33 protein-coding genes, 1 tRNA gene and 1 pseudogene are annotated in these 25,678 nt (G+C 67.8%); 25 read left to right on the top strand and 10 right to left on the bottom strand.

Annotated elements, in window-relative coordinates; all coding sequences use genetic code 11:
* Positions 1-31 precede the first annotated feature (31 nt).
* The 6 genes and pseudogenes from ACIPSE_RS15085 to ACIPSE_RS15060 all read right to left on the bottom strand — a co-directional run bounded on the left by ACIPSE_RS15085 (position 32) and on the right by ACIPSE_RS15060 (position 5,763).
* On the bottom strand, positions 32-1,738 hold the full coding sequence (locus tag ACIPSE_RS15085) for a mobilization protein (RefSeq protein WP_401662400.1): 1,707 nt from the start codon (positions 1,736-1,738) through the stop codon (positions 32-34).
* On the bottom strand, positions 1,735-2,076 hold the full coding sequence (locus ACIPSE_RS15080; protein WP_401662398.1) for a plasmid mobilization relaxosome protein MobC: 342 nt from the start codon (positions 2,074-2,076) through the stop codon (positions 1,735-1,737). The genes ACIPSE_RS15085 and ACIPSE_RS15080 overlap by 4 nt, the downstream gene beginning before the upstream one ends.
* Before the next feature lie 311 nt (positions 2,077-2,387).
* Positions 2,388-3,719, bottom strand: a complete 1,332-nt coding sequence (locus ACIPSE_RS15075; protein WP_401662397.1) for a hypothetical protein — start codon at positions 3,717-3,719, stop codon at positions 2,388-2,390.
* A gap of 88 nt (positions 3,720-3,807) precedes the next feature.
* Positions 3,808-4,167: pseudogene (locus tag ACIPSE_RS15070) on the bottom strand (ATP-binding protein); the annotation flags it as partial.
* 52 nt (positions 4,168-4,219) lie between these two features.
* Complete coding sequence (locus tag ACIPSE_RS15065; protein ID WP_401663103.1) at positions 4,220-4,909, bottom strand: hypothetical protein; 690 nt, start codon at positions 4,907-4,909, stop codon at positions 4,220-4,222.
* Positions 4,910-4,914: 5 nt separating this feature from the next.
* The gene (locus ACIPSE_RS15060; protein WP_401662395.1) at positions 4,915-5,763 is read right to left on the bottom strand and encodes a helix-turn-helix domain-containing protein; all 849 of its coding nucleotides are present in this window, start codon (positions 5,761-5,763) and stop codon (positions 4,915-4,917) included.
* A 474-nt stretch (positions 5,764-6,237) separates the two neighbouring features.
* Here ACIPSE_RS15060 and ACIPSE_RS15055 point away from each other — a divergent pair, with 474 nt between their 5' ends.
* The 6 genes from ACIPSE_RS15055 to ACIPSE_RS15030 all read left to right on the top strand — a co-directional run bounded on the left by ACIPSE_RS15055 (position 6,238) and on the right by ACIPSE_RS15030 (position 11,533).
* On the top strand, positions 6,238-6,495 hold the full coding sequence (locus tag ACIPSE_RS15055) for a helix-turn-helix domain-containing protein (RefSeq protein WP_401662393.1): 258 nt from the start codon (positions 6,238-6,240) through the stop codon (positions 6,493-6,495).
* Positions 6,496-6,638: 143 nt separating this feature from the next.
* Positions 6,639-6,851, top strand: coding sequence for an excisionase family DNA-binding protein (locus ACIPSE_RS15050; protein ID WP_401662391.1), 213 nt, complete (start codon positions 6,639-6,641; stop codon positions 6,849-6,851).
* Positions 6,851-8,002 carry a tyrosine-type recombinase/integrase gene (locus tag ACIPSE_RS15045; RefSeq protein WP_401662389.1) on the top strand — a complete coding sequence of 384 codons (1,152 nt, stop codon included), beginning with the start codon at positions 6,851-6,853 and terminating at the stop codon, positions 8,000-8,002. Before ACIPSE_RS15050 ends, ACIPSE_RS15045 begins: the two co-directional genes overlap by 1 nt.
* Before the next feature lie 201 nt (positions 8,003-8,203).
* On the top strand, positions 8,204-8,863 hold the full coding sequence (locus ACIPSE_RS15040) for a hypothetical protein (protein ID WP_401662387.1): 660 nt from the start codon (positions 8,204-8,206) through the stop codon (positions 8,861-8,863).
* Between the two features lie 36 nt (positions 8,864-8,899).
* Complete coding sequence (locus ACIPSE_RS15035; RefSeq protein ID WP_401662385.1) at positions 8,900-10,054, top strand: helix-turn-helix domain-containing protein; 1,155 nt, start codon at positions 8,900-8,902, stop codon at positions 10,052-10,054.
* A 786-nt stretch (positions 10,055-10,840) separates the two neighbouring features.
* Positions 10,841-11,533 (top strand): hypothetical protein, encoded by a 693-nt coding sequence (locus tag ACIPSE_RS15030; protein WP_401662383.1) that lies wholly within the window; start codon positions 10,841-10,843, stop codon positions 11,531-11,533.
* A 224-nt stretch (positions 11,534-11,757) separates the two neighbouring features.
* Here the strand turns inward: ACIPSE_RS15030 and ACIPSE_RS15025 are convergent, their stop codons facing one another.
* Both ACIPSE_RS15025 and ACIPSE_RS15020 read right to left on the bottom strand, forming a co-directional pair.
* Positions 11,758-12,258: a DUF3761 domain-containing protein gene (locus tag ACIPSE_RS15025; protein ID WP_401662381.1), complete on the bottom strand. Its 501-nt coding sequence runs from the start codon at positions 12,256-12,258 to the stop codon at positions 11,758-11,760.
* A gap of 557 nt (positions 12,259-12,815) precedes the next feature.
* Positions 12,816-12,889, bottom strand: a tRNA-Gly gene (locus tag ACIPSE_RS15020).
* Positions 12,890-13,399: 510 nt separating this feature from the next.
* On the opposite strand from ACIPSE_RS15020, the gene dcd reads away from it, so the two are divergent.
* Positions 13,400-13,975, top strand: a complete 576-nt coding sequence (dcd, locus tag ACIPSE_RS15015; protein WP_401662379.1) for a dCTP deaminase — start codon at positions 13,400-13,402, stop codon at positions 13,973-13,975.
* Entirely contained in the window at positions 13,972-14,499 is a 528-nt protein-coding gene (locus ACIPSE_RS15010; protein WP_401662377.1) for a phosphoribosyltransferase, read from the top strand. Before dcd ends, ACIPSE_RS15010 begins: the two co-directional genes overlap by 4 nt.
* Before the next feature lie 75 nt (positions 14,500-14,574).
* On the opposite strand, the gene ACIPSE_RS15005 is transcribed toward ACIPSE_RS15010, so the two are convergent.
* Together ACIPSE_RS15005 and ACIPSE_RS15000 are read right to left on the bottom strand one after the other, a co-directional pair.
* Positions 14,575-15,123: an ImmA/IrrE family metallo-endopeptidase gene (locus tag ACIPSE_RS15005; RefSeq protein WP_401662375.1), complete on the bottom strand. Its 549-nt coding sequence runs from the start codon at positions 15,121-15,123 to the stop codon at positions 14,575-14,577.
* Between the two features lie 10 nt (positions 15,124-15,133).
* The gene (locus ACIPSE_RS15000) at positions 15,134-15,505 is read right to left on the bottom strand and encodes a helix-turn-helix domain-containing protein (RefSeq protein WP_401662373.1); all 372 of its coding nucleotides are present in this window, start codon (positions 15,503-15,505) and stop codon (positions 15,134-15,136) included.
* A 159-nt stretch (positions 15,506-15,664) separates the two neighbouring features.
* On the opposite strand from ACIPSE_RS15000, the gene ACIPSE_RS14995 reads away from it, so the two are divergent.
* The 17 genes from ACIPSE_RS14995 (at position 15,665) to ACIPSE_RS14915 (ending at position 25,640) form a co-directional block, all read left to right on the top strand.
* Complete coding sequence (locus ACIPSE_RS14995) at positions 15,665-15,829, top strand: hypothetical protein (RefSeq protein WP_401662371.1); 165 nt, start codon at positions 15,665-15,667, stop codon at positions 15,827-15,829.
* A 46-nt stretch (positions 15,830-15,875) separates the two neighbouring features.
* The gene (locus ACIPSE_RS14990) at positions 15,876-16,148 is read left to right on the top strand and encodes a DUF3892 domain-containing protein (protein WP_401662369.1); all 273 of its coding nucleotides are present in this window, start codon (positions 15,876-15,878) and stop codon (positions 16,146-16,148) included.
* 556 nt (positions 16,149-16,704) lie between these two features.
* On the top strand, positions 16,705-17,442 hold the full coding sequence (locus tag ACIPSE_RS14985; RefSeq protein WP_401662367.1) for a GntR family transcriptional regulator: 738 nt from the start codon (positions 16,705-16,707) through the stop codon (positions 17,440-17,442).
* 181 nt (positions 17,443-17,623) lie between these two features.
* Entirely contained in the window at positions 17,624-17,956 is a 333-nt protein-coding gene (locus ACIPSE_RS14980) for a hypothetical protein (RefSeq protein ID WP_401662365.1), read from the top strand.
* Positions 17,957-17,958: 2 nt separating this feature from the next.
* Positions 17,959-19,275, top strand: coding sequence for an FtsK/SpoIIIE domain-containing protein (locus tag ACIPSE_RS14975; RefSeq protein WP_401662363.1), 1,317 nt, complete (start codon positions 17,959-17,961; stop codon positions 19,273-19,275).
* Between the two features lie 5 nt (positions 19,276-19,280).
* Positions 19,281-19,448: a hypothetical protein gene (locus ACIPSE_RS14970; protein ID WP_401662361.1), complete on the top strand. Its 168-nt coding sequence runs from the start codon at positions 19,281-19,283 to the stop codon at positions 19,446-19,448.
* Positions 19,449-19,521: 73 nt separating this feature from the next.
* Positions 19,522-20,193 (top strand): DUF2637 domain-containing protein, encoded by a 672-nt coding sequence (locus tag ACIPSE_RS14965; protein ID WP_401662359.1) that lies wholly within the window; start codon positions 19,522-19,524, stop codon positions 20,191-20,193.
* 19 nt (positions 20,194-20,212) lie between these two features.
* Positions 20,213-20,401 carry a mobile element transfer protein gene (locus tag ACIPSE_RS14960; RefSeq protein ID WP_401662357.1) on the top strand — a complete coding sequence of 63 codons (189 nt, stop codon included), beginning with the start codon at positions 20,213-20,215 and terminating at the stop codon, positions 20,399-20,401.
* Between the two features lie 16 nt (positions 20,402-20,417).
* Entirely contained in the window at positions 20,418-20,573 is a 156-nt protein-coding gene (locus tag ACIPSE_RS14955) for a hypothetical protein (protein ID WP_401662355.1), read from the top strand.
* 14 nt (positions 20,574-20,587) lie between these two features.
* On the top strand, positions 20,588-20,887 hold the full coding sequence (locus ACIPSE_RS14950) for a SpdD protein (RefSeq protein WP_401662353.1): 300 nt from the start codon (positions 20,588-20,590) through the stop codon (positions 20,885-20,887).
* Position 20,888: 1 nt separating this feature from the next.
* Positions 20,889-21,107, top strand: coding sequence for a hypothetical protein (locus ACIPSE_RS14945; protein ID WP_401662351.1), 219 nt, complete (start codon positions 20,889-20,891; stop codon positions 21,105-21,107).
* 94 nt (positions 21,108-21,201) lie between these two features.
* A complete protein-coding gene (locus tag ACIPSE_RS14940; protein WP_401662349.1) occupies positions 21,202-21,384 on the top strand; it encodes a hypothetical protein in 183 nt (60 codons plus the stop codon).
* A gap of 5 nt (positions 21,385-21,389) precedes the next feature.
* Complete coding sequence (locus tag ACIPSE_RS14935) at positions 21,390-21,728, top strand: hypothetical protein (protein WP_401662347.1); 339 nt, start codon at positions 21,390-21,392, stop codon at positions 21,726-21,728.
* Positions 21,725-21,979, top strand: coding sequence for a hypothetical protein (locus tag ACIPSE_RS14930; RefSeq protein WP_401662345.1), 255 nt, complete (start codon positions 21,725-21,727; stop codon positions 21,977-21,979). The genes ACIPSE_RS14935 and ACIPSE_RS14930 overlap by 4 nt, the downstream gene beginning before the upstream one ends.
* Entirely contained in the window at positions 21,976-22,671 is a 696-nt protein-coding gene (locus ACIPSE_RS14925; protein ID WP_401662343.1) for a DNA methylase, read from the top strand. Before ACIPSE_RS14930 ends, ACIPSE_RS14925 begins: the two co-directional genes overlap by 4 nt.
* Positions 22,668-24,095, top strand: coding sequence for a replication initiator protein RepSA (gene repSA, locus ACIPSE_RS14920; protein ID WP_401662341.1), 1,428 nt, complete (start codon positions 22,668-22,670; stop codon positions 24,093-24,095). The genes ACIPSE_RS14925 and repSA overlap by 4 nt, the downstream gene beginning before the upstream one ends.
* Before the next feature lie 123 nt (positions 24,096-24,218).
* Complete coding sequence (locus ACIPSE_RS14915; RefSeq protein WP_401662339.1) at positions 24,219-25,640, top strand: recombinase family protein; 1,422 nt, start codon at positions 24,219-24,221, stop codon at positions 25,638-25,640.
* Positions 25,641-25,678: the final 38 nt, after the last annotated feature.

Here is a 25,678-nt window from a genome sequence, read left to right as displayed (position 1 = left end):
CTTGGCAGAGGGGCTTGCCGTATGTGTTGCGTCATCGTGCCCTGCTGGGTTGATCGCCTCGGCTCACCGAAGGCCGGGCAGTGCGGCCGTTGCCCGGGGCAGCGGTGGCGGCACGTTCAGGCATCGCAGTGGCGTCTGCGGGCAGATCGGCCATGCGGCGCAGCCGCCCCACCAGTACCTCGGAGACCGAGTCCGCGGTCGTGAGCTCCCGCCGTCCGACCGCTTCGGCCAGGAGCCCGGCCGGGTGGTGTCCGGCGGCCTCGGCGTCGGCGAGCGTGGCGGCCAGTGCGAACCAGCCCGGCTCGGCCAGAGCCTGTTCCGCCAGCTCCGGCACGGCTTGTCGGAGGCAGGCAGCCTGCCTCTGGCGCAACGGCTGGGACAGACGCCGGCCCCGCAGGTGCAGTGCGCCCAGCGGAATGTCTGCGGCGGCCCGGTAGGCGGTCCGCAGGTGCTCGGCGGCCCGGAGGGCGGCAGCGGCCTGCTGGGCGTGGTGCTTCTTGGCGTGCCAGTGAGCTGCGGCGGTGACGAGGAAGAACAGCATGTCGATGACCATGGCGGTGGTGGCACCGTCTTCCCCGCGACCGAGGGCGGGCCCGCCGTGGATGAGGTCGCGTGCGGCCTGACGCAGGGTGCGGTCATGCCCGTGCTCGGCCTGGACGTGGGAGCGAGTGGCCCGCTCGAACACGAAGGCCGCCTCACGCAGTTCGGCGCGGGTGTGGGCGGCGGAGGTCTTGGCGAGCGCGTCCAACACCTCCCCGGCGGTAGCGATGTACGCGGCGACCTGGGCGTCCTCGCCGTGATCGATGACCAGGACCGCCTGCCAGGCGGCCGTGGCCGTCCGGCGCCGTGCCATCGCCGGCCCACTCGACACCTCAGGCGTGTCCGTGCCCTGATCCGGGGTGTTGCCGGAGAAGCGTTTGCGGATACGGGGCAGGGAGAGGTCGGGGGCGAGGGTGGATCCGGCGTAGTAGACGGGCTCCTTGTTCCCGTTGCGGTCGTCGGGCAGGGCGACCTTGTAGCCCTGTAGGTCGCCGGAGGGCAGCGCCTTGGTGCGGAGGAGAAGCCCGGCGTCCTTGAGGCGGCTGAGGAACTCGTCCGTGGAGGTGGCGCCGGCGACCGCGCGGCGCACGGTCTCGCGCAGTTCCTCGCGTGCGGTGCGGTCACGGCCCTCGCGTTCGGCCTTGTGCCGTTCGGCGCTGGTGGGCGGCTTGGCGGCGGTGCCGTCGCCGGCGGGGACGCGGCGCAGGTCGTAGTCGGCTTCGACGCGGCGGCATTCGGCTTGGGCGCGGCGGGCCTCGTTGTGCAGGCGGGGCCGACGGCCGTCGTCGCGGACGAGAGTGGCGATGATGTGGATGTGGTCGTCGGCGTGCCGGACGGCTACCCATCGGCAGGCTTGCTCGTCGCCGTCGGGGGCGATGCCGGTGGCGGCGACCATGCGGCGGGCGATGGCCGCCCAGTCCTCGTCGGACAGGACCGGGTCTTCCGGGGCGGCCCGTACGGACAGGTGCCACACGTGCTTGTCGGGGCGCTTGCCAGCGGGCAGGGCGTTGACGGGCTGGTCGAGCAGACGCTGGAGCTGTTCGTAGGTGGCCTTCGGATCACGGCCGGGGTCGGGGGTGAGCGGGTCGAAGGCGGCCACCAGGTGAGGGTCGATGTGTTCCTCTTTGGTGCCGGGGCCGTAGAGGTAGCGGACCAGGCCGATCGTCTCGCTGCCGCGGTTGTGGATGCTGGGGATCACTCAGGGGCACCGCCGTCGCGGTGGGCGAGCAGGGCATCGGCGGCGTCCTCCATGCGGCGGGCCGCGCCGGCGACGGCCCGGGCCGTGGCGTCCAGGTGAGGTGCGTCGGCACCGGAGTTGAGGGCCTTGGCGACCTGGTTGAACAGGCCGTGGATCCGGCCCAGGTGGCGGCGGGCGGCGAACAGCTCGTTGATGACCTCTCGTTCGGTGGCGATCTCGGCGGCGGTGCGGGTCAGGTCGCGGGCGGCTTTGTCGACGGCGTAGGCGAGGAAGGCAGCGTGGGACATCTGGCAGTGCGCGGCGGCGTCGGTGAAACGCTGGAACTCGGCGTCGTTCATGCGACAGCTGGGCTGGTGCAGGCGCTTGCGTGACGTCGGCTGACGCGGACGCTGACGTCGTTTCGCCAGGGACTCGGCCTGCCGTTCCCCTCCCTGCTGCGGTCCGCCCTCGGTCGCAGCCTGACCCTCCGGTGCCCCCTGGCACCGGAGGGTTCCCGCCACCCCTGGGGCGGGAATCCCGGGAGCATTGCTCCCGGTACAACTTGCTGGCGCTGAGGCGGGGGTGTTGATCTCCTTCTGGACGTCGTGGAGTTCGTGGTGCGAGTCGTGCATCTAGCTGTCTTCCTTGGGGCTTGGGTGTAGGGGCGGTCTCATTGCGGGTGGCTGGAGGGCCCGGTCCGTAGGTCGGCCTTGACGCTGCGGACGACTGCTCCGGCGGTGTCGCTGGCAACGCTGTAGCCGTCTCTGCGCACGGCGCTCTCCAGCAGGTCACGGGAGAGACGTCCGGTATCGCGGTGGAGGCGATGGGCGTACTCGGTGAGGAGGTCCCGTGTCGCCCGCGGCTTGTTGCCCGAGCGATACGACCCCGCCCGCGCCGCATTGCCCGCACCGACGTCGGGCGGTTCCTCGCCCGGTTTCGGTTCCGGGTCAGTGGCGGTGCGGGCGGGCTGGGGCGGGCGATTTTCGGGCCGAGGGCGGGCTGCCCGGCGGGCGGCGATATCGCCCGCGACCTTTGAAGGCGGGCTGTCCGGGATTTCTGCCCGGTTTGCCGTGGTGGCCCGCAGGCTGGCGATCGTGGATCCGCCCGCAAGCCCTGGGGCGGGGTGCGACCAGCGGGCGGGCAGCGGGACGGTGGCCAGGGCGAGGGCCTGTTGGCGGGTGGCGAGCTTGCGCAGCAGCAACTTGTCCTGTCGTTCGTCGCGGTCGACGTCGGCCTGCTCCAGCGCCTGGTGCAAGCGGCGGATGAGGCGTCGGCCGCGCCGTTTGGCGCGCTTCTCCGGCGTCATGGCCTCGGCGCGCAGGATCAGGGTGACGGCCCGGTCGAGGGCACGCTCGCGGATGAGCCGGGCTGCGTCCGCGTCCCGGTCGGCGATCCCCAGGCGGGCCAGCAGCCGTTCGCGTGCCTGTCGGGCGAGGACGGCGGTCAGGCTGCGGGAGCCGGAGTGCGGGCTGCGGTTGCGCAGTTCGATGCCCATGGCCAGGTGCCACAGCATCGCCGCCAGGACCGGGCCGACGAAGGCCCGTATGGTTCCGCCGACCAGCCCGGACTCGGCGTAGGCGGGCACGATCTGCACGCCGGTGATCACCCAGGTGAGAGTGCCGGGCAGGCCGGGCGCCTGCTTCGGGCCGTTGAGGTTGGCCCGGGCCATCAGCGCGGTGGAGAACAAGGCGAGTTCGGCGACGGCGAACATCGCGGCGCGCTCGGTGGTGCCACTCATGTCGAGGTAGTCGGCGGCGAAGCGCCAGCTGGTGTCCGCGCTGTAGGCGGTGCAGCCGATCGCGGCGACGGCGGCCACCGGGATCGCGGCGGTGTCACGTCGCTGTCTTGTGCCGGGCTTGCGGGCGCGCTGCCACCGCCATCCAGCGGTCAGGGCGAGACCGACGAGCAGCAGTACGGCGGCGGTGGGCGAGGTGATCCAGTGCGTCAGAGATGCTGCCGGAGTCTCTTCGGCGCTTGCGGGCATGGTGTCGCCAGGTGTCATGCAGGGGCTCTCCTGGGGCTCGCGCGTGTGAGGGCACGCCTGTGCGCGGGCGGGGTGAGGGAAAGGGAGGGGAGACGCGGTGTTGCCGTCAGGCGGCGGGCGCGGTGCGGTGTTGGTCGGGGCCGGTCAGGATGACGCGTTCGGTCATCTCGGCGAGGTGGAAGGCGACGCGGTCGCCCACCGCGGTGCGCAGCTCGGCGGCGGGGAGGTTGGTCGTGATGAGGGTGGGGAGCATGTGCTCGTATCGGTGGTTGATGAGCCGGTAGGTGAGCTCCTCGGTTCATTCGCTGCTCTTGGCCGCGGCGAGGTCGTCCAGAAGCAGCAGCTGGCAACGGACGAGCATCTGCAGGTCCCGTTCGGCGTCGTGCGCGGCGCGCGGACGCCGGCGCGCGTGCAGATCGGCGCCGGTGGTCGCGTCCCAGTGCAGGCGGACGCCACGGCCGAGGAGACCGACGGGCGGAGGGCTACGTGGCCACGAAGAGGTGCACGACCGGGCCGTGTCACGCTGGCCTGTGTCGGCCCATGCGGGCAACGGCGAGGTCGATGCGCGACGGGTGGGGAGTGGCACGTACGGCATTGCCCCTGGCGGCACCGTCAGGGGTCGTCCGCCGCTGACGGCACGGGGCACCCACGGGTGCGTGGCACCACTCGCACCGCACCCCGAGCGCATCGGGAACACTGGTGTCGACGGCAGCCAGGCGCGCGGCGCGGGTGGGACGGTAGCGGGCCAGCTCGGCACGGGCGGCCGGCGGAATGGGCGATCCGATCTCGCGCAGGCGCTCCTCGACGTGACGGGGCGGACTGCCCCTGGTGATCTGCCGGTGGGTCGAAGGGGCAGCCACACCAGCGGCGACGGAGTTCCGGGTTCGGAGCAGCTCGGCTCGCCAGACGGCAGGATCGTCCGGGTCGGCAGTTGGTGTGGGGTCGGTGTGCCGGTCGAGGCGGTCGCGCCGGTGCGCGCGCCATTTGCGGGCGAGGTCCACGGGGAGGATCGGGTACGGGGAGTCGAGGGTGTGGGCTCGTATGGCCTCGCGGACGTCCCAGCCGTGGGCGGTGGTGAAGGGCACGTCGTGGAGCAGCTCGTGCCACTGGGCGAGCTGGTCACGGGTCTCGCCCGTGCCGCTGCGGATGGTGCGGGGGTCGAGGCGGCCGATGTAGGCCAGGACGGCGGCGACTTCGTTTCGTTCCAGGGTGGCTATTCCGTTCCGGTCGGTTCGTCGAGGGCCGCGAACAGGGCGGCCATGTGCGCCTCGTTGCGGGTCATGCCCGGCGTCGGTGGGGCGGGTGTGCCGCCGGGCAGGGCGTAGAGGTTGGGACGGCCTGGGGTGGGGGCGTGCTCGCGGGTGATCCACGCGCGCCAGTCGGCGGCCCACGCGGCGGCGCTGCGGGGCGCCCATGCGGCGCGGTAGGCGCGCCACTTCTCGTCGGCGGCGTGCAAGGCGTGCTCGCCGAGTCGGTCGAGGTGACCGTGCTGCTGGAGCCAGGCACGGGCGTCGTCGTCGATCTGCCACTCGGTGGCGGAGATGAGCGGGGCAGAGCTGCTGCTGCTCTTACCGTTCACCTTCGGTTCTCTTCTGTTCTGGGGGTCGGAATCCGTACCCCCCTCGGGTCGGAAACTGACCCCCCTGGGGGCCGGAATCCGCTCCCCGGGGTTGGATTTCGACCCCTCCCCTAAGGGCTCGACAGGGTCGGATTCCGACCCCCCGAGGGCCGGAATGTGACCCCCCTCGGGGGCCGGGTTCCGGTCCCCCGCCGTGGCCCGCTCGGCGAGGAACTGGGCGGTGAGCGGGAGGCAGTAGTACGTCTCTCCCCGCGGCCCCTTGCGGTCGGAGAGCGGCACCAACTCGCCGCTGGCGATCAGGGTGGCCAGCGCGTCACGCACGGCGGTGCGGGAGGCGTTGGCGCGTTTCATGAGGGTGGGCACGGACGCGTATGCGACGCACTGCCGGTCGCGGCACCGGTCGGCGATCAGGGCGAGGACCATGCGGGCGGTGCCTTTGCTGCGGCTGTGGTCCCACACACATTCGCGGGCGTCATGGCTCATCGGGCGGCGGCTCCTAGGTCAGGTGGGGAGGTGCGGTCGGCCCTCGTCGGGCGTGCGCGGGGGAGGGTTCACAGCCCTGGGCTGAAGGCACTGGGAGGGCTGGTGGCGTCGTATAGCCAAGACAGCCACATCAATGCCGCACAAGTCCAGCATTCCGTCAGGAATTCAGACAGCCGACGGCGAACGCATGCTGTGAGGCATCACCAAAACCATAAACCCGGATCGGCTGTTGCCGAAATAATGCACCGTCAGACAACAGCCAGAATGATCACATCGGAAGGCCGTTGACTCTCCGCCGGAGCGCAAGCTACAACACAACATCCCACGTCAGAGCACGACGTGGGGCTGGCGAAGACGACGTTCGCCGGCCACCCGAAACCCATCCCGCAGGTAGCTCCCCGCCGTCCGCGCGGGGCAACATAGCCGACGATCGCCGGTTACCAAAACCGGCGATCGAAAGCTACTAATGGAGCCATGGCAGCACGATCCCTGGAAATCGGTCCGGCCGGAATGCAGACCGCCCGCACCATCGAAATCCTCCGTACCGAACGCGGCCTCGCCCAGCGCGAGCTCGCCGCCCGCGTCACAGGCTTCGGCCGTCCGATGACCAACACGATGCTGTCCCGCATCGAACGCGCCCAACGCCGCTGCGACATCGACGACCTCGTCGCCCTCGCCCAGGCCCTCAGCGTCTCGCCTCTGGCCCTCCTTCAAGGGCCCAGCGCCGCGTAGGCCAAGGCGTCGCCAGCCGGACCGGCCTGCCACCCCGAACCGCCCCCGAGTAAAGGACCCGTCGCCCTTGCGCCGACCCGCAATACCCCCTGCCCTTCCCCACTCCCGCCGCACCATTGGCACCGCAAAGGAGGTGATCGCGAATGGCTGACCGCCTCCTGACAGTCGCCGAGGCCGGCGAACTGCTCGGCACCGGTGAGCGCTTCGTGCGCCGCCTGATAGCCGAACGCCGCATCCGCTACGTCAAGCTCGGTCGCCCGGTCCGCATCCCCGAGAGCGCGGTCGCCGAGTACGTCGAGGCGCGCACCGTCGAGCCGGTCCGCCGCATCCGTATCCGCTACGGGAAGGCGGCCTGATGGCGGGACGCAAGCCGCAGCGGCGGCGCGAGTTCGGCACGGTGCGCAAGCTCGCCTCCGGCCGGTGGCAGGCTCGCTACATCGGCCCCGATGGCGAGCGGTACACCGCACCGGAGACCTTCGAGACCAAGTCCGATGCCCAGGACTGGCTCAACCTCGTCCGCGCCGACATCGAGCGCAACGTGTGGCGCGACCCGGACGCCGGTGCGGTCAACTTCGAGAAGTACGCGCTGCGTTGGCTGGAGGAGCGTGGCCTGGCACCCACCACCGTCGACCGTTACAACGGCCTGCTCCGCCTCCACATCCTGCCGACGTTCGGCGGCAAGGACCTGGACGAGATCACCCCACCCTCCGTCCGCACATGGCGAGCCGAGCGACTGAAGGCGACCGGTGCCACGACGGTCGCCAAGTCGTACCGCCTGCTGAAGGCCATCCTGCAGACGGCAGTCGACGACGACCTCCTCCGCAGTAACCCGTGCCGCATCAAGGGCGCCGGCAAGGAGGAGGCCGACGAACGCCCCACGGCCACCATCGAGCAGGTCTTCGACCTGGCCGACGCTATGGGCCCGCGCTGGCGCCTGATCGTCCTGCTGGGCGCCTTCGCCTCCCTCCGCCCGGAGGAGCTGGCCGAACTACGCCGTCACAGTGTCGATCTCGACGAATGCTCCCTGCGAGTCACGCATGCGTCCCCCGAGCTGACGAACGGGCGGCGGGTCACCGGTGGCCCCAAGTCCCGCGCGGGCAAACGCACGATCTACTTGCCCGACTTCCTGCTCCCCGAGCTCCGCCGCCACCTCCAGTGGTTCGCCGAGAAGGAACCGGACGGCCTGATCTTCGTCGGCGAGAAGGGCGCCCCCTTCCGCCGCTCGACCTTCGGCCGGAAATGGCGCAAGGCGAGGACGAAGGTCGGCATGCCAGCCAACTTCCGCTTCTACGACCTCCGCCATACCGGCAACACCCTCGCAGCCGACACCGGTGCCAAGCTCAAGGACCTCATGGTTCGCGCCGGCCAGTCCTCTGAGCGGGCTCAGCTGATCTACCAGCACTCGACTGAGAGGCATCAGCGAAAGCTGGCGCAGGGCATCGACACGGAAGTACGCGCACAACCCAGTGGAGCGGGTAGAGCCCAGCAGAGTGCCCGCGAGGCGTAAGGGGCCGCTGCCCACGTACGGTGTCCTGCCGACTCGGCCCGGACACCGTACGTGGCTGAGCTGCTGGTTTCCGGTAGAAGGGGAATCGTACGCGCTCATGACACGAGCGGTTCGGCTACTGACCAGCTATATTTCTTGATTTCCCACCTCATTTGAGGGAGGATTTCCGGAAGTCTAGTAGGGTGCGTCGGGAGGCTGGACATGACTGTCGTGCACGCGGAGGACCTCCCGGTCCGGAATCGACTTGCCGAGCTGGGGCTGTCCGTCGAGCAAATCGAGGGCGCCCTGCGCCGAGCTGAGTCGGAGCGCAACTTCTGCACCCCGCTGGACCCGGTGTCTCTGCCCGGCAACATTTTCTGGGGCCGGACGATCCGGTTCCTGCGGGAGACGTACATCCCGGACGGGTGGACCAGCGCCAGTCCTAGCAACGTTCCGCTGCTCGTCGCACCCACTGGTGGCTTCGCGATCACGGCTTCCAGCGGTAGTCCGGAGACCGGATACGCGGCACTCACACCCTCCACTCGCTACGCCAAGGGCAACGCGGTGATGAAGCGAGTGGAGGCCAACCGGCAGCTGTTGCTGTTTGGCGAGACCGAGGCGGAGCCCGAAGAACATGACGCCGGAGACGGCATCCCGACGTGGTTTCTGCTCTACCACCACTCGAAGACCGATCAGGGCACCCGACTCCACTCCGAACTGTCGTTTCCGAACGACACCGGCGGTCGTGGCAAGATCAGCAGCTGGTACGAGCGGATCATCCTCCCCTGGATTGACTTCGAGGGCGGCTTCACTCCGTTCGCCGAAGATGACAATGACGACGGAGACGGCGGCATTGACATCCCTATCGAGCGCCTGTCTTGACCGCCCTGCTCCCGACTTCCCCACTTGGCTCCTCCCATGACCACCGCATCCCGGCTAGTCCTGGCGCGCAAGCGCCGAGGGCTGACCGTCACCCGACTTGCCCAGATGGCCGGCCTGACGCCACGCAGACTGTCCGACTTCGAGAACGGACGGGCAGCTCCGAGCCCTCCGTCGCTGGAGGCGATCGCGACAGCGCTGGAGTTTCCCATTTCCTTCTTCAGCGCCGAGGAGGTCGCCGAGTTGACGGTCGACTCGGTCAGCTTCCGTGCCCTGAGCAAGATGACCGCGTCCCAGCGGGACATCGCCCTCAGCTCCGGACGGTTGGCGCGCGCGCTGCAAGACTGGATGGGCGCGCACTTCCGCTTGCCCGTCCCTGATATCCCGTCGCTCACCTCGTTCAGCCGCCTGGGCTCGGACGAGGATCAGATTCCCCATCCAGGGGAGGCGGCCGGTGTGGACGTACCGGCGGAGGAGGCTGCCTCCTTGGTCCGCGCTCGCTGGGGACTTGGGAACACACCGATTCCCAACGTCGTGCACCTTCTGGAGGCGCATGGGGTCCGCGTCTTCTCCCTCTCCAGGGACTGTCCTGAAGTCGACGCGTTCTCCTTCTGGGACCGGGGGATCCCGTTCGTTCTGCTGAGCACCGAGAAGACCGCGGAGCGTGGGCGCTTCGACGCCGCCCATGAACTTGGGCACCTCGTCTTGCATGGTGAGGAACAGATGCCGCATGGGCCGCAGGCTGAGGCGGAAGCGCATCGGTTCGCAGCGGCATTGCTCATGCCACGGGCGGACGTCCTCGCCTACGCGCCGCATGGCGCGAGCACGAGTTGGATCCTCCAGGCCAAGCGCCGTTGGAAAGTCGCCGCCATGGCGCTCGCACACCGGTTGCACGAACTGGGCCTGACCACCGAATGGCAATACCGCACCCACTGCGTGGAACTCGGCCGTCTCGGCTATCGCAAGTCGGAGCCTCGCAGCGGAGTCGCTCGCGAGACCTCCCAGGTGCTGGGCAAGGTGTTCGCGGTCCTGCGCAGCGAAGGTACGAGGCTCGTAGACGTGGCTCGCGACCTGCATCTTCGGCCCGCCGACCTAAATGACTTGGTCTTTGGCCTGGTTGTCACTGCGCAGGAGGGCGACGGGCAGCGGCACCAGGGCGCGACCAATCGGCCGCGACTATCTGTCGTCCGCTGACCAAGTGCCGGAACGGTCCTGGGGTGCGCAGTTGGTGGAACCTGCGGCAGATTGGGCGAGCCCAGAGTGCAGATCGTTCCCTGGCAAGGTCGAGATACGTCGGGCGCAAGGGGCGAGCACAGCATGCCACGCCCCATCTACCAGTTCTCCGTCCATGGCTTGGCGGTTTAGGAAAGTGGGGCCAATTTGCTGAATGCCAGTAACGCCACTGCTGTCTCGATCACAAGTATGTGGGCGTATTTTGCGCTGCACTGGTCTCCGGGAGTATCCGTTGGAGAGCACGTTTCCGTATCGGTAGGAAGTATTCTGGGCTCGGAGCCGGTAGCCGCGCGCGTAGCTTTCCAGGTAGTGAATCCTGCTAGCGGAGACTATGAGACGGCGATGATTGACCCTGTGGCGGAAATGGTCACCGGTGATGGAGAGATGCATCCATCGACCGCTGACTTGGCGAGCGGTTCCTGGGAGGAGCCGCTTTGTTTGGTGACTGTCATGTGTGAACTTCCGAGGGTTGATGACGTAATTTGGATCTCTGGTGATGATGAACCATTTGAGGTCAGCTATTCTGGTCTAAGCAGGATCGGCGATCTCACGCTAGACCTGACTTCTGAAGCTATGAGAGTCGCTTTGGATACAACGAGTTCTCCGGGTTCTGTCGGTCCTCTGTGCCGAGCTGATCTGGTGGGTGCCGGGGCGCTCAAGTTTGGGACCCCCGACGGGAAAGAGTACCTACTTCCGCTATTGCCTAGTTCTCCGATTGGCAGCTGGGGAATTAGTAGCCCCGGGCGCGTGCTCACCGAAGAGGACGGGGGCCTTCTCGTCGTTGCTGAAGATTTCAGCAATGCATTTTCGAATATTCGGCGCCTTAGGTCCTGGGATGCGCGCTTCTTTCACCGACTTTCGCGAGGTGAGTGGGCTGAGGCTGTCGTCGCCTACGAAGCTTCCCAAGAGCAACTGTTGTGGCACGTGCTCGATGCGATTCTAGTCGACCACAATTGGAGGAGATCTGATTTCGGGATCCAGAATCTACCCGGTAATAGCAGCAGTGCGTTCTCGGCCATTCAGGCTCACCTCGGCGGTTCTTCGAAGCTTTGGGACCCTGCCAGGGAAGCCTTTACGAAGATCTGGGCCGCAAGGAATGATGTAATTCACCGTGGTGTTGAGGTGGACTCGAAAGTTGTGTCCGATTTGATGGCTGTGGGGTATCTGATTAAATCGGCAATCGATGAGCGTCTGAAAGATCCGAAAGTCGCGGCCCGTCATCCTCTGACGGCATGGCTGCACGTGCCTAAGCCTGATTTTCCTCTGAGCTCTACAGTCGAAGAAGCCGCCTGTAAAATCTTGACGAGTAGCGGTATCTTGGACACGAGAGATGTGAATGATGTAACAGCTCTCCTTCCTGAATTTCAGGCAGAGATCCCGGCCCGCGCTTGCGCCGGTCACAGCAAGAAGGATCAATTGTTGAGTCGTGTTACGGGGTAGCTGGCGGTGCAGGGCTAGAGCTGCTCCGCAGAGGTGAGCATCTCGAATTCCAGCTCCGACGCATCGGTGCGGAACACGAGGGCGTCGCGGTTATCAACTAGACCGACAGGCCCTGGGCCGGCTCCGCGGTCACCGGTGCCACTCATCGCGACGTGCCGCGAGACTTGGTGGCCCGGGCAAAGCAACGGTCGCGGCACCGATAGCGCGGGACTTGCCCTACACGATTAATCGAAGACTAGCGTTGCCCAAGGCTGCGCGGGAACGACGCCGCCATGATGAGAGCACGCCCCCTGCCGCCCGATGGACGTCGAGGGCCACCCGTCCTTGCAGTGCGCGGGTGAGGGCATCACCACCTGGCTGACCTCTGCAGGGGACCGCTTTATGCGGGAGGCTTGATCTGTGTAGAGGTCGTTGAAGCAATCCGGCTGATCGAGGACGACCTGTGCCGCCTTTCCAGCCAGCTCACGCTTCTCTCTGTACGCCGCCGAGATGTCCACCTCGGTGGCCGACGTGGCATTGAGGTCTCCAAGGTCGGCCGGGAACTCAAGGCCGAGCTGCAGGTCGAGGATGCTCGGGTCTATGGCAGACACGAGAGGGATCCGGACCGCCTGCGCTTTGTAGTTCAGCGTGCGCGCTTTGTCTCGGGGCGGGCTGCATGCGGCTTCATGCCCGTCGTCCTTCCAGGAGGACCACGCGCAGGAGCCCAGACCCGTCACCAGCGCCAAGGCGACGAGAGCGAGGCCGGCGCGGATCCGCCTCCGCTCTAGTTCGACCCGCTGCCGTGCCCTCTCGGCTCGGAGCTCGGCCTCTGCCTCTGCGCTTTCGCGCTCGGCCCGTGTGGCGTGATGGCGGCAGCCACGGCCTATCTCTTGAGGGAGCTTGCAGGGCGTCCCTTTCTGGGTGCGGCGCCCGCACCGCGGGGCTGGACGGCGTCTTCGGGAGCGGGTGTACCTGGTGGACATGCCGCGCATTGTGGACCACCGGCCGACATCGGCAGGGCGGAACGGTCGAAGCGGTTCTCGCGCGGCTGCCGACAGGGTCATCGGTCAGCAAGTCCCTCTTTGCGTAGGCGACTTGTCCACCGTTTGCTCGTGCTGTGACCCAGGTCACCGAAAATATATCTCATCATTCGAGACGGCCGGATGTCCTGTCGCCCCAACCCGTGCCCGTGCACCCCTGCGGAGAGGGGTTGACCTGCACTTAGGGCACGCGGAGGGCACGGATCCCCCTAAGTGGTCTAGACAACAAACAACCCCCGGGTCGGTAACCAGGGGGTTCAAATTGGAGCGGGTGACGAGAATCGAACTCGCACTCTCAGCTTGGGAAGCTGATGTTCTACCACTAAACTACACCCGCGTAAGACGCCGGACGGAACCGGTGTCGGCACGCATCGTCACCTTACCTCATGGCGGACCCCCGGTGCTGGAGCCGTGGGGTCCGAGTGCGTTACGGGCCGGTGACACGGCTGCGGGGGGCCGGAGTTGGGGCGTACGGTGGAGACGTGGGAGAGGGTCCGGGAGTGGCCGGAGTGCCGCCTGGAGAGTCGTTCCTTTGATCCCGTAATGTGGCATTTCGCGTCCGGCGAGCAGCAGCCGGACGGGGCTCTTGGGGAAGGGACTCTAGGACTTGATGGAAACCACCGTCGTCCGTTGTGCCGATGGGCACGTGTTCAGCACCGCTTCGTTCCCGATGCAGCAGGCCGAGCGTCTCGGCCCCGGTCGGCTCGTGCGATGTCCACGGTGTGCCCGGCTCCGCAGTGTCGTACCGGTGACCTTGGAGAAGCAGCGGTAGGAATTCCGTAGGCAGTTCCAGGCGCGTGGGCCGTCCGATTGTGGTCGGTCCGCGCGCCTTGCGTATCCTCGGGGCGTGCTTCTCTCAGACAAGGACATCCGGGCCGAGATCGACGCCGGGCGGGTACGGATCGATCCCTACGACGAATCCATGGTGCAGCCGTCGAGCATCGACGTGCGCCTCGACCGCATGTTCCGGGTGTTCGAGAACCACCGCTATCCGCACATCGACCCCTCCATCGAGCAGGCGGACCTGACGCGCCTGGTGGAGCCGGAGGGCGACGAGCCGTTCATCCTGCACCCCGGGGAGTTCGTCCTCGCCTCGACGTACGAGGTCATCACCCTGCCCGACGATCTCGCGTCCCGGCTGGAGGGCAAGTCCTCCCTCGGGCGGCTCGGGCTCGTCACGCACTCCACCGCCGGGTTCATCGACCCGGGCTTCTCCGGGCACGTGACCCTGGAGCTGTCCAACCTCGCGACGCTCCCCATCAAGCTCTGGCCCGGCATGAAGATCGGCCAGCTCTGCATGTTCCGGCTCACCTCGCCAGCGGAGTCCCCGTACGGCAGCGAGCGCTACGGCTCCCGCTACCAGGGCCAGCGCGGTCCCACGGCCTCCCGGTCCTTCCTCAACTTCCACCGGACCCAGGTATGAGCGAGGTCTCTCCGTCGGACCCCGTGCGGGAGAACCTGACCTACGAGATGTTCGGCACGGCCGTGCGCGAGCTCGCCCAGACCATCGCCGACGACGGCTACCAGCCGGACATCGTGCTCTCCATCGCCCGGGGCGGCGTCTTCGTCGCGGGCGGGCTGGCGTACGCGCTGGACTGCAAGAACATCCACCTGGTGAACGTTGAGTTCTACACCGGCGTGGGCACCACCCTCGACATGCCCGTCATGCTCGCGCCCGTGCCCAACGTCATCGACTTCTCCGACAAGAAGGTCCTCATCACCGACGACGTCGCCGACACCGGCAAGACCCTCAAGCTGGTCCGCGACTTCTGCCTCGACACCGTCGCCGAGGTCCGCAGCGCCGTCGTCTACGAGAAGTCCCAGTCCCTGGTGAAGTGCGAGTACGTCTGGAAGCGCACGGACGACTGGATCAACTTCCCGTGGAGCGTTTTGCCTGTAGTACGCAAGTCGGGGGAGCCGGTCACCCCGTCGAAAGAGGCACTCTGAACTGCTGCTTTGAGGAGATCCCCGGCCTGGACAGACCGGGGATCTTTGGATTGGTACGTCCCGGGACGCTCGGTATCAAGCCGATCGGCGCCGAGCCCCGGCACCACTCATGTTCATGCGCCACGTCAACATTTGCTTGCTGACCCCGTAATGCAGCATTGCTGCACCGTCCTTCATCCGGCGGCGGGCGATCAACCAGGCAGCCTCGTTCGTGATCAAGAGATTGCCAGCAAGCCAGTCTGCTTCCGCCTCCACGTCGCCGTCCCAGTGTCGACAACCCCTCGGGTCGAAGGCAGGGCCCGGTGTGTGCTGCAACAGGGCATGGGAAAGCTCGTGATGCACGGAACTGTTCTGCCGGGGTACCTCGTGCGCGTCGTTCACCCAGATGTGCCGACGCGGACCGCAGTGAACCGTCAGAGCGCTCACCGACTCCTTCTCCGTTCCCAGCAGAACCGCCACGCGAGCATCGGCCTCCACTGCGGCACTAAAAGTGCTGATCGGAATCGAAAGGTGTTCAGCCAGCACGGTCGACGGCAGAGGGGCTGAGGCATACAGCCCCAGCTCCTCCCGGAGCTGTACAGCCAAGCGATTGGCCTCCGCCTTGAAGCCGTGCCGCAACACCATGAGGCTCCCCCTACTCTGGGCCGTTCTCCGCCAACTGCTTGTAGGCCACAGCGATCAGCGCTTCTAGCGCATCGGCAGCCTCCGGAGTCAAGTTCCGGTCTCCCCGTAGATGGGTGGCCACCTTCGCCAGAGTGCCGGCTTCTTGTGGCGCATCATGCCTGCGCACGAAGTCATCCGCGCTCAGGTTGGCCCATGAGACTAGGGCCGCTAGTCCGTCAACATCAGGGCGTCGCCCCTGTGCTAGACGCGTCAGCGTGGAGGCACTAACCCCCGCCTGCTTCGCAACGTCCTTCCAGAGAAGCCCACGCTCCTGCCGTGTTCGATCTAGAGCCGCATGGAACGCGGCTGCATCGAAGCGTCCTGCTGCATTCCGCTCGCTCACGATCTCCTCCCTTCGGCGCCAGTGTTGCACGACGGGAACCAGTTGCGAAAGTCGAACCGCACGCTCTACCCTAGGCCCAGTTGCAAGATCGATACTGATGTCGAACTTGCAATTCCGTTGTGATCGCTCCGATCACTCGACAGGTAAGAGGTACCAGCTATGGCTAAGAACACGGGCAAGGGCTTCCGGCAGGGCAGCGTCAGCGGGCGGAGTCAGGCGCAGAACCCGATCACGCGCATCTGGACCAAGCGGGGAGCGGACGGGCGCTTTATGGACGGCAAATCGGATGGAACGCCCTTCAAGGGTGTCCGCCGAGAGCGCTGAGCGGCCTCTGGAGCCCACGGGCAGTAGCCAAGCGAAAGAGAGAGAAATGATCTACATCACGGCCATCCACCTCAGTGGTGGCGACAAGCATGAGCACATCGAGAGCGTTCGCTGGGAGAACCCGGTCACTAAGAAGACGGGTGAGAGCAGCAAGCAGGGAATCGTCGAGTGGCTGGAGAAGGACAAGGCCAATGAGGCTCGTGTGCGCAACGGCGCGAGCTACGTGCGGGTCGGCGTGGTCAAGGCGTCGCCGCCGTACATCAGGACGTACGCGGACGGCATCTGGACCGACAACCTGCTCGCGCTGCCTCGTTACTGATGGTGGGGGTGCAGTGAGGTCTTTATCCACCTGCGTCCCCACAACTCAGTTCCCATCCCGTCCGCCGTCGACCCATACACCGTGGAGCGGGCGTGGTTCATGGCGTCCAGGTGGAGCGCGCCACTGTACGAACGACCTGGACGCCATGGGCCGCGTCTGCTCGGCTCTGCCTGGGTCGATGGTGGTCGGGATGGGAGCACCCCGCGCACGCCCCTACGGGCCCGCGGGCGGGAACGGCGCCCCCTCCATCCCGGTGTCGGCCGATCCCCCGCCGGAGGCATCGTCTTGACCGTGGGCCGCTCTATGCGGTGATCGACTCATGGCTTCCGGCCCTGTCCACATGTGGGCGCGCGTCGGCGTCGGCAGCGCCGAGCGGGCCGGAGGCAGGAGCGCGGGCGCAGCCAGAGCCGGGAAGCGCGCCCGGCGGAGCGGAGCGCAGCCGGCTTGATGAGGTAGGGAAACCTGTAACAACCCGGCCCCCGCCTCGGACGGGAGTTCGCACGTGTCGTGGGTACCCACTAGCCTGGAAGCACCCTAGGGAACTGGAGGCTGATCGATGCCCGAAACGGCACGGCAGATCGCCGATGACCTGCGGGCACGGATCGATGACGGTGAGTTTGGGCCCGGCGCCCGACTGCCGGGTGAACCCGCGCTCGTCAGGGACTACGGCGTTGCGAAGATGACGGCAGGTGGCGCCCTGAAGTTGCTGGTCGCCGAAGGGGTCGCGGTATCCCGTCCTGGCTCCGGGACGTACGTCCGGGAGTTCAAGCCGATCCTGCGGGATGCGACGAAGCGCCTGTCTCACAGCCAGTGGGCAACTGGCAAGTCAATCTGGGCGGCGGACGTCGGCGAGCGGCCCATGACCCCTGCTGATCTTGAGGTGTATGAGGACGATGCGCCGCGATGGGTAGCGCGCACTCTCGGTTTGCGAGATGGCGACCGCGTCATCGTCCGCAGTCGGCGGTACCTCGTAGAAGGTGAGCCGGTGCAGATGGCCACCTCCTACCTTCCAGCCGACCTCACGCGTGACTCTCAGGTCGCCGTGCCCGACGCGGGCCCTGGTGGGATCTACAAGCGGCTGGCAGAGCTGGGCGCGGCACCGGTGCACTTCAGCGAGGATCTTCGGGCGAGGATGCCCAGCTCGGAGGAGTCGAGCGCCTTGGCGGTCTTGCCCGGCACGCCGGTGATCGAGATTTGTCGCACGGCGTACACCTCTGAAGGCAAGGCGGTCGAGGTGAACCGGATGCTGCTCGACGCTGGTGCGTACGCACTGCGGTACAGCTTCGATAGCTGACGACTCGTCAAAAAATAGTCCCAGAAAGCGAAAGCCCACTTCGGTGGGCTTTTTTGCTGTGCGCGGAAGTGTCTGTCGACCGACCCTGGCGGCACCCTCCTTGACCTCCCTAGGGAGGTGGGGTTCAATCTCCCTAGGGAGGTTGATTCCACTCCCGTTGTCGGCTCTGAGGAGCATCCGCATGCCGTCCTTCAAGATCGACGTTTCTACCGCCGTGGTGTTCGTGGCGACCGCGCCGGAACCCAAGATGGTCAACAAGAAGACCGGTGAGCGGGCCGTGGACCGGGAGACGAACGCGAGCCTCTCGACCGTGGGTCTGCTGGTCTCGGACGAGGGGGAGGGCAACCTCTACCAGGTGACCGTTCCCGAGACGGGCCTCCCCGAGGGTCTGGTGCCGGGTATGCCGGTGCAGGTCATCGGACTGAAGGCGCGTGACTGGGAGAACGAGTTCAACGGTCAGAAGCGGCACGGGATCTCGTTCCGCGCGGTCGCGGTCACCCCGCTGGGGGCCTGATCATGACCGACCTGACGGTGTGGCTGGAGGGGGCGAGCGTCCTGACGGGCGCCGGCGGTCTGGGCTACGCGAAGGTTCGCGCTCCGCGCGTGTACTGGTCGCTGGTCGGTCTGCCGGCAACGTGGGGGCGGTTCTCGTACTCGTACCGGTCGACGATGGATGTGTGCGGGCTGACCGTGCAGCCGTCCGGCTTACGGGCGTTCATGGCGCGGAACGTGGCTCACCGTGAGGTGCAGCCGGTCGCGCCGAAGATCCGGCGGATTCGCCCCACGTCGACGGGGCTGCGCGTGACGTTGCGGCTTCCGGCCGGCCTGGAGCCTGCCGACCTGATCGCCTCCACGGAGCGTCTTCGGCACGCCTGGGGTGTGCACGCGGTGCGGGTCGTGGTGACCAAGCCCGGTGTCGTCGAACTGCGGATGACGGGCTACGACGTTCTGCGTCGGGTGCGGATGCCGCGTACGGCACAGCCGCACGACATGGCCGTGCCTGTCGCTCTGCGCGATGACGGGACCGTGTTCGAGCGGGACTACCGCAAGGCGCCGATGGCACTCACCCTGGGTGCCAATTCCTCGGGCAAGTCGATGTATCAGCGCAATCTGATCAAGGGGTTGGCTCAACTGCCGGTCGCGCTGGTGGGGATGGACTGCAAGCGCGGGGTGGAACAGTCTTCCTTCGCGCCGCGTCTGTCGGCCCTGGCGACCACCCCGGACGATGCCGCTTCGCTCGCGGATGTGCTGGTCACGGAGATGGAAGACCGCTTCGACCTGCTGAACCTGCACGGCGCCTCGGACATCTGGGAACTCCCGGAGGACGTGCGGCCGGCCCCGGTGGTGGTCCTGGTCGACGAGATCGCCGAACTCTTCCTGATCTCACGCAAGGAGGACGAGGAGCGCCGCACGCGGATCGTCACGGCACTGATCCGCCTCGCGCAGATGGCCCGCGCGGTCGGCATCTACCTGGAGATCTGCGGGCAGCGCTTCGGCTCCGACCTCGGCAAGGGCGCCACCATGCTCCGCGCTCAGCTCACCGGACGGGTGGTGCACCGGGTCAACGACAAGGAGACGGCCGAGATGGGGCTCAAGGACGTCGCCCCGACCGCTGTGCCGGCCGCGTGCGTGATCCCCGCGAACCGTCCTGGCACGGCTGTGGCCACCGACGCGGACGGGGGCTGGTGCAGGGTACGCACCCCGCAGATCTCCCGCGATGACGTCGCCGCGACCTGCCGGGACTTCGAACACCTGGTGCCGGACCTGCCGTTCCTCGACGCCTTCCGGCCCCGCGTTCCCGCACCTGCCGGCCCTCTCTCGCTGGTCAAGTGATCGCCATGGCCGAGCCCAAGACGACCGCGTCCACCGATCCGGCGAAGTGCCCGGCCTGCAAGGGCACCGGAGAGGTGTCCCGCACTGTCCGTGTCGGCCGCAAGCGCCGTGCCGCCGGCGAGCAGACCGGACTCTGCCTGGCCTGCCTCGGTTCCGGCGAAGCCACCGACTGAACCGCCGGGACCGGGCGGCCGGACAAGATCCCCGCCCGCTTCCGGCTCAATTCCCTGAAGGGAGGCGCAGACCATGAACCGCACGATCCGCCCGGACGCGGTCCTGATCCAGGCCGTCATCGCCGGTGCGCTGTCCTTCGCCCACCTGCACGACCTGGCCGAAGCCGCCGGGCAGACAGGCTGGAAAGCCTGGGCCTACCCGATCAGCGTCGACCTGCTGCTGGTCGCCGCCTGGCACCGGCTACGCGCAGCGCGCCGGGACCGATCGGCCTGGACCTGGTTCACGATCGCCCTGTTCGCTTCACTCGGCGCGAACATCGCCACCGCCGGGCTCCTGGACCTGAAGCACGTGCCTGACTGGCTGCGCATCCTCGTCGCCGGCTGGCCCGCGCTCGCCTTCCTCGGCGGCACGCTCCTGGTGCACGCCCCGAACCAGCCGACCGAACCGGCCGTCCCTGCACAGGCTGTGGACGACATCGCGGCACCGTCCGTCGCTGTGGAACGCACCGACGAACCCGCCCCGGTCCCGACTCCGGAGCCGGTGCCCGAACTGACAGCCGCACCCCCTGCGCCCCCGGCCAACGGACCCACCGTGCCGGCCGCACTGCTGGACCACGCCCGGAAGATCGCCGACGCACACCGGGCCACCACCGGCTCACCCATGCCGGCTGACGCCCTGTCGGCCCGCCTCCAACTGCCCGCCCCGATGGCGGCAGCGATCACCGAGCAACTCCAACTCACCTGAGAAGAAGGGAAGTTCGCCCGTGTCCACCTACCGCCGCTTCCGTGACCGCCGCCGCTTCGGCCCCGTGCAGGTCGGCACCTACTACGACGGCCGGGGCCGCGACAAGCACACCGCCGCGTGCACCGCGCCGGGCTGCGGCTTCTCCGCCGACTACACCGACCGCTCCGCCGCCGAACTCGCCGCCAACACCCACCGCTGCAAGGCGTAGAAGGGATCACCTCGTCATGGACGTCCCTCTCTGGCTCGCCGTGATCGTCGTCGGCTGGCTCGGCATCAAGCTCGCCCGTCCGCCCCTGTGGCTGGTCGCGCTGCTCCTGCTCGGCGGCTACCTCGTCGCCGACAGCTTCCTTGCCCCCGCCCTCGCCACCGTCCTCAAGTAGAAGGGAAACGAGTCGTGTTCACCCCGAAGTACCCGCCCCCGGACACCGCACCCCCGGTCGCGGCCACCGCGCCGACCGTTGCCGGCACGGCGCCGGTCCAGCCGTCGGCCCCGGTTGCTCCGCTGTCGAACCGGCCCACCGTCCAGCTCACCCCGGGCAGCGCGCTCGCCCTCGCGGCCGGCGGCGGCGCCGTGGTCCTCGTGGTCGGCGCGGTCCTGGTCTCCCTGCTCCTCGCGGTCGCCATCACCGGCATGTCCGTCGCCGTGGTCGCCGTCGTCCTGCGCTCGCTCCTCAAAGACGAAAGGAACCGCTGACATGCCCCTGTTCGGCAGCCCCAAGAGCAACGACCGCGAGCTGACCCAACGCATGATCACCGACATCACGGTCGACCTGAAGGCGGGCAGGAACGACGACTTCACCGTCGTGGTCGCCGGGTCCCTGTTCGAGACGGCCAACGCCCAGGGACTGGCCGACGACTGCGGCCAGGACGACGCCTACCCGCCGCCCGGCCACGGGTACTCCCGCCGCCGCTAAACGGCTCCCGGAGCGGCCTCGGTCGCCAAACTTCCGCCGCTCCGGGCGCCTGGACCACTTCCAGATCCAACGGACCCGAAAGGGAAGCCCCATCATGCCCCAGCACGTCCCGAACACGCCCGTCTGCCGCGTCTGCGACGGCTTCGCCTCGGCCATGGTCACCACCGGTCTGCGCGCCCCGGACGGCACCCGCACCACGCTGCGCGTCGACTGCCCCGCCTGCCACGGCACCGGAAAGTCCCTTCCCGCCTCGGCGCTCGTGCAGAGCGGGAGGTGACCGCCATGGCCTTCGGACGCAAGCCCAAGAGCAACCTTGAGCCGACGCAGCAGTCACCCGGCCTGCACATCTACGCCCCCTCCTCCGACGAACGTGCCCCCGGCTACCCCACACTGCCTAGCTGGTCGGAGGTCTCCGGCATCGTCCCGGAAACCCTCGGCGACTGCCCGCACGCCTCCTACGCCTGCCGCTGCGGCGCCACCGCCGAAGGCTCGGGAGTCCGCGGCGTGCAGGACGTCGTCAAGGGCTGGAACGACCACGTCAACGACTGCCCCGACCCGGCCGGCCAGCCCTGGGAGCGTCGCGGTATGCCGCTTCCCCCGCGCAAGAGGGGGCGGTCATGAGCCTCCTCGACTGGCGCGACCGCCGCCACTTCGACGAAGCGGACAACGGGGCCCGTCCCTGCACACAGTGCGAGATCACCACCCCCATGCGCTCCCACGCGGGTGAGCCCGTCCACAAGGTGTGCGCGGAGGACTGGAACGACAACAACCCGGCCGCGGCCCGCTACGAGCACAAGGGACGCGACCTGGGCACCCAGCGCTTCCACTCCGACCCGCCCCGCGAGAAGAAGAGCAAGGGCGGTGCCCGATGAGCACCGCGCCGCGTGTCCTGGACCTGTTCTGCTGCGCCGGCGGGGCCGCTTGGGGTTACCACCTCGCCGGGTTCGACGTCGACGGCTGTGACATCGCCGACCGCCCCCGCTACCCGTTCCCCCGCCACCGCGGCGACGCTCTGGAGTACCTCGCCGACCTGATCGCCACCGGTGAGATCGCCCGGTACGCCCTCGTGCACGCCTCCCCGCCCTGTCAGGCCGGCTGCGCGCTGACCGTGGGCACCAACGCCTCACGCGGCTGGGGAGGCGCCCACACCGATCTCGTCGCCCCCACCCGGGAACTCCTCGACGCGACCGGACTGCCGTACGTGATCGAGCAGCCCAACGGCAAGGCCGTGATCCGAAAAGACCTGTCGCTGTGCGGCGAGATGTTCGGCCTCGACGTCCTGCGCCACCGCAACTTCGAACTCGGCCGCTGGGCCACCGCCAAGCCGGCCCACCCCCGGCACCGGGGCTACGTGCGCGGCTGGCGCCACGGCATCTACCGCGACGGTCCCTACGTCGCCGCGTACGGAGAAGGCGGAGGCAAGGCCACCGTCGCCGAGATGCAGGCGGCCATGGGGATCACCTGGACCGACATCCCCGAGGAACTCACCGAGGCGATCCCGCCCGCCTACACGAAATGGATCGCCACCGCCTTCCTGACCTGCCGGCAGGAGGTGTTCGCGTGACCGACACCGCCACCCTGGCGGGCCTGGACCCGGCCACCCTCACCGACGTGCTGAGGGTGGCCGGGTCTGACGGCTTCGACCGCTGGCAAGAACAGATCAAGCGCACGGGCGGCTGCTCCGACCCGATCCGTCTCATGGGCGGCACCAAGACCATCGACCCGGCCACCAAGACCGTGCTCCACGCGTACACGACCGAGCACGAGCCCGGCGGCATGCTCCGCATCGCGTGCGGCAACCGCCGTGCCTCGCGCTGCCCGGCCTGCGCCTGGACCTACGCTGGCGACACCTACCACCTCATCCGCGCGGGCCTGACCGGCGACCCCGCCAAGGGCACCCCGCACACCATCCGGGATCACCCCCGGGTCTTCGCCACCCTCACCGCGCCCTCCTTCGGCCCGGTCCACAACCGACCCGGCAACCGGGTCTGCCGCTGCGGTGACCGCCACCCCGAGGACGCGCCCGAACTCGGCACCCCGCTCGACCCCGACACCTACGACTACGCCGGCGCCGTGCTGTGGAACAACCACGCCTCCGACCTGTGGCGCTACTTCACGATCTACCTCCGCCGCGAGATCGCCAGACAGGCGGGCCTCACACAGAAAGCCGCCCGTGAGGAGTCCCGGGTCTCCTTCGGCAAGGTCGCCGAGTACCAGAAGCGCGGAGCCGTCCACTTCCACGCAGTGATCCGCTTCGACGGACCCGCCGGACCGGACTCCCCGCCCCCGCCCTGGGCCACCCTCGACCTCCTCACCGCGGCGATCCGTGCCGCTGCCGCGCGTGTGGCAGTCGACGTCAAGGCGGCCCGGTACCAGCCAGACCCGAAGAAGCCTGCGATCACGCAGCCGGCCCGCACCCTGCGCTGGGGCACACAGCTCGACGTCCGCACGATCCGGGCTTTCGGCGACGGCGAGGAGATCACCGAACAGGCCGTCGCCTCCTACCTCGCCAAGTACGCCACCAAAGCCGCGGAGACCACCGGCACGGTTGACCGCCGGATCGGCAACAAAGAGGCCCTCGTCCTCCTCGACGTGCCCGACCACCCCGCCCGGCTCATCACGGCGTGCCTCGACCTGCACGCCCTCTACCCGGACCGCAAACTCCGCGACTGGGCCCACATGCTCGGCTTCCGCGGCCACTTCTCCACCAAGTCCCGCCAGTACTCCACCACCCTCGGCGCCCTGCGTCAGGTCCGCGCTGACTACCGCGCGCAGCAGCAACGCCAAGCCCTCGGCCTGCCCGACCCCGACGACGAAGAGGCAACCACCCTGACCCTCGCCCACTGGACCTACGCCGGCCACGGCCACACCCCCGGCGAATCCTGGCTCGCCGCCAACATCCGCCGGGACATCCAGCTCAACCGCGAGACCGCGCGCGAAGCGCTCACTGACTGGGACGGAGGGTGCCTCGATGGCGCAGAAGGCTGAACGGACGAGTTGTAAGCCGATGATGACGAAGGACGAGTGGATCGCGAAGCATCTTCGTCGTGCGCCTGCTCGGGATGAGGAGTGGGTGCACCGCCTTCTCGTTCTGCAAGGGAGGGCCTGACCGTGGCTCTCAAGGTCGCGGTCTACACACGCATTTCCCGGGACGACGAGGGTGATGGTCTTGGGGTCGCACGGCAGCGAGAGGACTGTGAACGGCTGGCAGACCTTCGGGGGTGGGCTGTCGCCAAGATCTATCAGGACAACGACGTGTCCGCCTACAAACGGAACGTCCGGCGGCCCGAGTTCGAGCTGATGCTGAGCGACTTGGCGGACGGCTTGGTCGACGGTGTTGTCTCGTACGACCTTGACCGGCTCGCTCGACAGCCCAAAGACCTTGAGCGGCTCATCGACCTGTACGACGAGCGCAAGCGGCGGGTGTTCGCCACCGTCACCAACGACGTGAACCTGGGAACGGCTGACGGCCGCACCATGGCGCGCGTGATGGTGGCGTTCGCCAACAAGTCCTCGCACGACGCGTCACGCCGCATCCAGCGCAAGCACCTCGAACTGGCACGCCAGGGGAAGCCCAACGGTGGCCCGGCACCCTACGGATGGCAGAAGGACGGACGCACGGTCGACGTCGTTGCTGCGGAGCACATCCGTGCCGCTCAGCAACTGCTGTTGGCCGGCGTTCGTATCGGAACCATCCGCACGGACTGGCAGCGTCGGGGCTTGGGGCACCCGCGGGAGGGCGTCACCCGGCTTCCGCATCACCTTGTGGAGCGCATGCTCACCAACCCGCGCCTGTGCGGCTACCGCACCTACCGCGGGGAGATCCTCCTCGCGGACGACGGAACGCCGGTCATCGGTGAGTGGGAACGGATCAACACCGTTGAAGAGTGGGAGGCGGTCTGCGCTGTCGTAGCGGAACGGAAGCAGAAGTACCCCGGGCACTCGTTGGCTCGGAAGTACCTGCTTTCGGGAATCGCTCGCTGCGGCCTCTGCCACAGCAAGATCCGAGGTCAAGTGGTCCGTCCACGGAATCCGGACTCCGTTGCAGCCAAGTTCAGTTACCAGTGCTCTGTCGTGAACGGAGGCTGCGGCAAGGTGGCACGTGTTGGTGGGCCTGTCGACGAGTTCGTCATCAGCCTCGTCCTCGCCGAGCAGCGGGAAAGGGCTGCCGGCGCCACAGTTGAAGAGGTCGAGCCGTGGGCCAACGCGTCGGAACTTGCCGACGTCGAGAAGGATATTGCCGACCTCACTCAGGCTGCCAAGGCCAAAGAGATCACGGTCTCCACGCTGCTCCAACTGCTACCGGATCTGGAGCGCCGGCGGGATGAGCTGAAGCTCGAACGTGGCCGTTTCAGCAAGGCGCGGCAGCAGACTGCTGCCCTGGGAGTCGACTCGCTTGAGGACTTCCTCGTCCTTCCGATCGAGCGCCAGCAGGCGCTGATCCTCCACAGTCTCTCGGCAGTGCTGATCCACCCTGCCGGGAGAGGGCGGCGCAAGTTCGATCCCCGTTTGATCGAGCCCGTATGGCGCTGAGCGCCAACTCAACGAGCTGCTGCTGACACTGAACGCGA

The sequence above is a fragment of the Streptomyces sp. NPDC090106 genome, from assembly GCF_044747265.1.
Lineage (GTDB): Bacteria > Actinomycetota > Actinomycetes > Streptomycetales > Streptomycetaceae > Streptomyces.
This window is presented reverse-complemented; position numbering and strand designations above follow the sequence as displayed.